This is a genomic window from Hydrogenophaga sp. Root209, from assembly GCF_001428625.1.
In the GTDB taxonomy this organism is placed as follows: Bacteria; Pseudomonadota; Gammaproteobacteria; order Burkholderiales; family Burkholderiaceae_C; genus Hydrogenophaga.
The window spans coordinates 69,681-75,357 of sequence record NZ_LMIE01000008.1 but is presented as its reverse complement, the minus strand read 5'-3'; the positions used below and the strand labels follow the sequence as shown (position 1 = coordinate 75,357).

At 63.5% G+C, this 5,677-nt stretch carries 6 protein-coding genes; 2 read left to right on the top strand and 4 right to left on the bottom strand.

Going from position 1 to position 5,677, the window contains the following annotated elements:
• On the bottom strand, nt 1-955 hold a 955-nt coding region (locus tag ASE11_RS08230), incomplete at its 3' end, for a PAS domain S-box protein (protein ID WP_162258033.1).
• Nucleotides 956-1,188: 233 nt separating this feature from the next.
• Here ASE11_RS08230 and ASE11_RS08225 point away from each other — a divergent pair.
• Nucleotides 1,189-2,178 (top strand): hypothetical protein, encoded by a 990-nt coding sequence (locus ASE11_RS08225; RefSeq protein ID WP_156406271.1) that lies wholly within the window; start codon nt 1,189-1,191, stop codon nt 2,176-2,178.
• An 82-nt stretch (nt 2,179-2,260) separates the two neighbouring features.
• Here the strand turns inward: ASE11_RS08225 and ASE11_RS08220 are convergent, their stop codons facing one another.
• The 3 genes from ASE11_RS08220 to ssb form a co-directional block, all read right to left on the bottom strand.
• Nucleotides 2,261-2,674 carry a hypothetical protein gene (locus tag ASE11_RS08220; RefSeq protein WP_056269095.1) on the bottom strand — a complete coding sequence of 138 codons (414 nt, stop codon included), beginning with the start codon at nt 2,672-2,674 and terminating at the stop codon, nt 2,261-2,263.
• Nucleotides 2,675-2,873: 199 nt separating this feature from the next.
• A complete protein-coding gene (locus tag ASE11_RS08215) occupies nt 2,874-3,542 on the bottom strand; it encodes a response regulator (RefSeq protein WP_082585617.1) in 669 nt (222 codons plus the stop codon).
• Nucleotides 3,543-3,597: 55 nt separating this feature from the next.
• Nucleotides 3,598-4,092 (bottom strand): single-stranded DNA-binding protein, encoded by a 495-nt coding sequence (ssb, locus tag ASE11_RS08210; protein ID WP_056269091.1) that lies wholly within the window; start codon nt 4,090-4,092, stop codon nt 3,598-3,600.
• Nucleotides 4,093-4,234: 142 nt separating this feature from the next.
• Between ssb and ASE11_RS08205 the strand changes: the two genes are divergently transcribed.
• Entirely contained in the window at nt 4,235-5,602 is a 1,368-nt protein-coding gene (locus ASE11_RS08205) for a chloride channel protein (protein ID WP_056269089.1), read from the top strand.
• Nucleotides 5,603-5,677 lie beyond the last annotated feature (75 nt).

Genomic DNA, 5,677 nt, shown 5'->3' with positions numbered 1-5,677 from the left:
CGCTCTCGTAGGAGGCGTCCGCCCCGGAGGCAATGACAGAGGCCGCGCGCGCCCGGTACTCCGGCGGCACCAGCTCCAGCACAGACCTGCCCAGCAGCATGTGCAATGGCGTTTCAAACAGACGGCTGGCGGCTGGGTTCGCATCGGTCATCAAACCATCGCGGTGGAAGACCACGCCCTCTTCGCTGGCATTCATGAAGCGGGACAACCGGTCTTCGGATTCGCGCAGGGCGAACTCCGTCTTGTGTCTCTCGGTGATGTTTGTGATCAGGTAGAAGAATCCTTGGTCGGTGCCCGTTTCTTGCGGATGCGCTGCAGAGGTGACGGTGACTTCCAGCCGCAGGGGGTCACCCGTCGCCGAGTTGAATTCACAGGGGAATGTCACCGGAACCCGCCCTTTGAGCGCGCGACGCAGGAACGGCACCACCACTTCGCGCAGGTTCTCGCCAATAAGATCGAGCGCCGGGACTCCAACGATTGTCTGCTCGTCAAACCCGAACAACTCGGCAAACCGCTGATTGGCAAACGCGCATTGATTCAGTGGACGTGGGCCAAAGTGGGCGACCATCACCGGCAAGTGCTTGAAAATCAGGCGGATGCGCTCGACGAGTGTCAGCGCTTTCACCCGATCCAGTTCGATGCCCGTCGTGTCTGCAAAGTAGCACGCGTGGTGACCGAACTCCGGCATCCAGTGGCCCTTGCACGTCAACCACATGGGTGGCACCGACCCATCCGGCCTGGACGTCTCGATCAAATGCAGCGTGGCTTGAAAGTCTTCCTGGCGATGGAGGTTCGAGATCAATTCAAGGCGAGACGACTCGGACAACAAGGCCGTCCAGTCTTCGGTGCGCCCTCTGGATGCATGCAGCGCTTTGAAGGTCGGTGACGCTTCCAGCAGCGCGGCCTCAGACCCCAAGGCTGCCCCAAGACCTGGGAGGAGTTCCCACGGAATCATGGAAGGATTTCGCATGGGCTTCGGGCTTGTCCTCGGGTGGCTGGGCGACGATGGTTCATCGTAGCCTTTGGATCGAAATAAATCCATCGAACAGGTGCACGCGTTGAGCAGGATGTTGCGTCCGTGAAGTCCGGAACATCCGAGCCCGGAAAATACTGCGCGCGCATTATTGAGGACCGAATTGCCTGCCAAGAGACTCGAAGCTCACTCCACCCATCCCGAAAGAATCGAGCATGACAGAGCGCTTTGCGGTTCCCTTGCAGCCTGCTGCTGAGGCCAGTCAGCGTGATCATCAGGCTCGTGCCTGCAGCCCCGGTCAAACCCACAAGCCTTTGACACTGGCAGCGGTGCTGCGTCATGTCTTGGTGTTGGAGAGGCCCGCCACGGCTTGCGCGGCGCGTGAGCTTGCCCCTGCCGAGGAACCCGCTTTGCGCCGTGTGAACCGCATTCTCGACACGGCGCTCGAGACGTGTCTGCAACTCGATAGCGCGCGCCAGCGGCTCCAGAACGCCATTGCCGCTCAGCGTGAACTGGAAATCGTGCTGGAGATGCTGGCGGCACGGCTTGAGGCGGGCCAAGCCGATCAGGTGGATCATCGCAAGGTCATCGCTCGCCTGGCCTCTGCGCGCGAGACGGTGACGCAGGCTGTGGGCGAGTGGAACCGCGTCGGTCGTCGCTTCACACAACTCACCCGGTTGCTGCCGGCCCAGCTGGAAACCGGCTTCGAGACCTTGGGGCTCGTGCTGACAGATGAAATGGATCGTCTTGCGCACGCTTGCCTGTCCACCCACGCCGACGTGCAGTTCAGCTTGAACCAACGAGCACAGGCATGGGCCGCGCGGCGAACAGATCCTGCGTGTGAAGGTGGTTTTGGGCCAGAGGACTTTGGTTCGTGGTTGTCGAGCCTGGAGAGCTCCAGAGCGCAAGCGGCAACCGATTTTTCGAGTGCCCGGGAGGCATATTTGCAAGCGGTTCTGAATTTCGACCGCGAGCATGCACGTTTGGTGCGGGCGCGCTCCTTGCGGCGCACCGCCGAAACAGGTTTCCGCTTGAATGCCCGCAGTGCTCCCGACTTCGCAGATGCCGTTTTGGAAGAGAGCCGGCGCAACCAAGCGGTGCTCACGTGCCAGTGGCAGCGGCAGGCAACCGGCTACCACCTGTATGCGCTCGCGGGTCTGCTGCCCAGGCAATTCGGATTGATCGATCCAGCAGCAGGGTATTGAGCACCTGGCCGCTCGTATCAAGAAAGAGGGCCTTGCTGCGTCGCAGCAAGGCCCTCTTTTCCGTTCAGTGCGTGCAATCTGCTCAGTGCATCGCGACGAGCGGCGTGTTCACGTCGGCGGGAGACCTGAACCACAGACCGGCAAAGGCGCTGTAACGCAGCATCGAACTCTGCCGCACGCGCCGGTCGATCTTCTTTTCAATCACGGGCATCTTGCCGAGCATGTCCACGACGCTGGCATCCCATCGGACCACCTTGACGAACGCGGCATAAATTTCCAGACCGGCTGGACTCAGCCCGACCGATCGCACCATGATGCGGATCTGGTCGGGACCCAGTCCCAACATCTGGAAGCAGTCCTTGATCATGTCCTGGTAGTCGTCCGAGATCGAGGTGGGCGTGATCTCGGAGTCGATGTCGTCGGCTGCCGGCAGCTTCACCTCGTTCCTCAGGCGCAGGTGTTTGATGACCCCTTGCGTCAGTGCATGAATCCCCATGATGTGCCTCGCTAGTCTGGTGTTGGTTTGGTGTCCGAAGATGCGTTCACCATGGGATGAAGTATCTGGCCTGGATACCCCTACCCCCAATAATGCATGAGCACTATTTTGCGAAGAATGGGCCAATTCCTCATTGAGATGCACGACTTCCGCCTTCGTCGCGAAGAGCGGTGGGTACGGGGGTGTGTACGCTGTGAACTCAGAGGTTGCTGTCGAGGTCGGGCGCTTCTGCCAGTCCCGATTGCATGGCGTAGGCGGCAATCTCCGCACCGTTGTGCAGACCGAGTTTGAGCATCACGTTCTGTCGGTGCTTGCGTGCGGTGAGCACGCTGATGTGCAGGACATCGGCAATCTCCTGATTGCTGCCGCCTTTGGCGATCATGCGAACGATCTGTTGTTCGCGTTGCGTCAATGTCTGCGAGAGACCGTATCCGCCGGGGCGCCCGTTGGGGGTACTGTCCAGGCCCTTCGCCACTTGCTGGCTGACATATTGACGACCCGAGAGCACCGCCTGGATCGCGTCAAGCAACTCCGACCCCTGCTCGTGCTTGAGCACAAAACCGTCGGCACCCGCCGCAAATGCATTGGCCACCGAGCCTGGGTAGACGTTGCCGGTGACGATCAGCACCTTGGTCTTGGGCGCCACCTTCTTCACCTTGCGAGCCACCTCGATGCCTGAACTGTCGCTCAGCGCGAGGTCCAGCAGGAGCAGGTCGGGCTTGTGGAAGGCCACCAGCATCTCGACATCGCTGCCCAGCGCGGTTTCGGCCACCAGTTCGAATCCACCTGTGGCCGCCAACAGCATGTTGATGCCTTGGCGGACCAGCGCATGATCTTCTGCAACAACAACTTTGACCATAGTGGGCATCAGTTAGAGGGAGAACACGCCGCGCTGTGTGCCCACGGCGCGGGCCTGGCCTGTGTCAGAAAGGAATGTCATCGTCCATGTCGTCGAAGCCGCTGGACTGGCGCGCGGGTGCGGCAGCAGGGGCCTGGCGTGCGGCAGGAGCCGGCGCGCGGGGGGCGGCTGCCGGACGGGAGTAACCAGCGCCACTGCCCCCGTCCTCGGACCCGCCCATGCCTTCTCGGCCGCCGAGCAGTTGCAGTTCGGTGGCGACGATGTCGACCGTGTTTTTCTCAACACCAGCCTGATCGGTGTACTTGCCGTACTTCAGCCGGCCTTCCACGTAAATCGGGCGGCCCTTCTTGACGTATTCACCGGCGATTTCCGCGAGCCGGTCGTAGAAGGTGACGCGGTGCCACTGGGTGTCCTCGATCATCTCGCCGCTGTTCTTGTCCTTGCGGCGGCTGGAGGTGGCCACGCTCACGTTGGCCACGGCCTGACCCGAGGGCAGGTAGCGGATCTCGGGGTCGCGGCCGCAGTTGCCGACGAGGATGACTTTGTTGACGGATGCCATGGTGATGTCCTGTAGAGAGAGGGGCCGGCCCCCGCGGGCCGGCCCGAAAAACGGTCAGTCATTGTGCCGCAACTGATCGCTGGCAGGCTGGCCGCGTTCGCTGGAAAGGGCGGCAATACCCCAGGGCCTACACTGCGAGCCCATGAAAGGCGAACCGGATTTCCTGCAGAACCTGCGCGATGAAATGCGCGGCGGCCGGCAATGGCTCGATCGGGTCTTGGTGATCGTGTACGCCGTGCTGGCCGGTCTGGCGGTGGTGGGCTTCACGTTGCTGTCAGACGTGGCCATTGATCTGTACGGTCGCATGCGCAGCGGCTGGTGGTGGGCGCCATTGGTCTGGACGCCGGCCCTGACGGCATTGATCGTCTGGACCATCCGGCGCTGGGCGCCCGGCGCGGTGGGATCGGGCGTGCCTCAGGTGCTGACGGCGCTGGCGCCTGAAACCCCGCTGAGTGAGCGCTTGCGCTTTGTCTCGCTCAAGCTGAGCGTGGCCAAGGTGCTCGGGGTTTCGGGCGGTCTGCTGGCCGGCCTGTCGGTCGGGCGGCAAGGCCCGTCGGTGCAGGTGGCAGCGGGCGTCATGCTGCACGCGCGGCGCTGGCTGTCGCCCGCCTCGGGCATCAGCGACCGCGAATTGCTCGTTGCCGGGGGCGCAGCCGGCATCGCCGCGGCCTTCAATACGCCGCTGGGCGGCATCGTGTTTGCCATCGAGGAACTCTCTCGCCGCCTGCAGGACCGCAGCAGCGGCCTGATGTTGGCGGCCATCGTGGTGGCCGGCCTGGTGTCGGTTTCGGCGTTTGGCAACCTGTCCTATTTCGGCCGCGTGCGGGCAGACGCCGTCTCGTGGTGGGCTTTGCTGGCGCCGGGAGCGCTGGTGGCCCTGGCTTGCGGTTTGCTGGGTGGCCTGCTCTCGCGCCTGATGCTGGCCTCGTTCACCGGTCTGCCCGACCGTTTCTGCGCCTACCGGCGCAAGCGCCCGGTCTCGTTCGCGGCGCTGTGCGGCTTTGCGGTGGCGGTGATCGCGGTGGTCAGCGACGGTGCAGCCGTGGGCGTGGGCCACGCGCACACGAAGCTACTCCTGGACCAGGTCGCAGATTCCGGTGCCGCCCACCAGCCGCTGGTGTTCACGGGTCTGAAGTTCGTGGCGTCGTGGCTGTCCGCATGGGCGGGCGTGCCTGGCGGCGTTTTTGGACCGAGCCTGTCGCTGGGCGCCGGCGTGGGGGCCGACGTGGCCTGGTTGCTCAACTCACCTCACGGTGCGGCGCTGATCGCGCTGGGCATGTGCGGCTTTCTGGCCGCGATCACGCAAACGCCCATCACGGCCATGATCATCGTGATGGAAATGACCGATGGCCACAACATGGTGCTCAGCCTCATGGCTTGCGCGCTGCTGGCCAGCCTGGTGTCGCGAATGGTCAGCCGCCCGCTCTACAGCACCATGTCGCTGCTGATGATGCGATCCCTGCGCGATCGCTCCGATGTGGGCTCAAGGCCCGAGCCGATAGGGCGTTAGGTGTGGCCCCCACGCTCCGCCGCTGCGCGGGTCGCTGCCCCCCAGGGGGGCTGATCCGGCTTGGGGCGGCCCTGC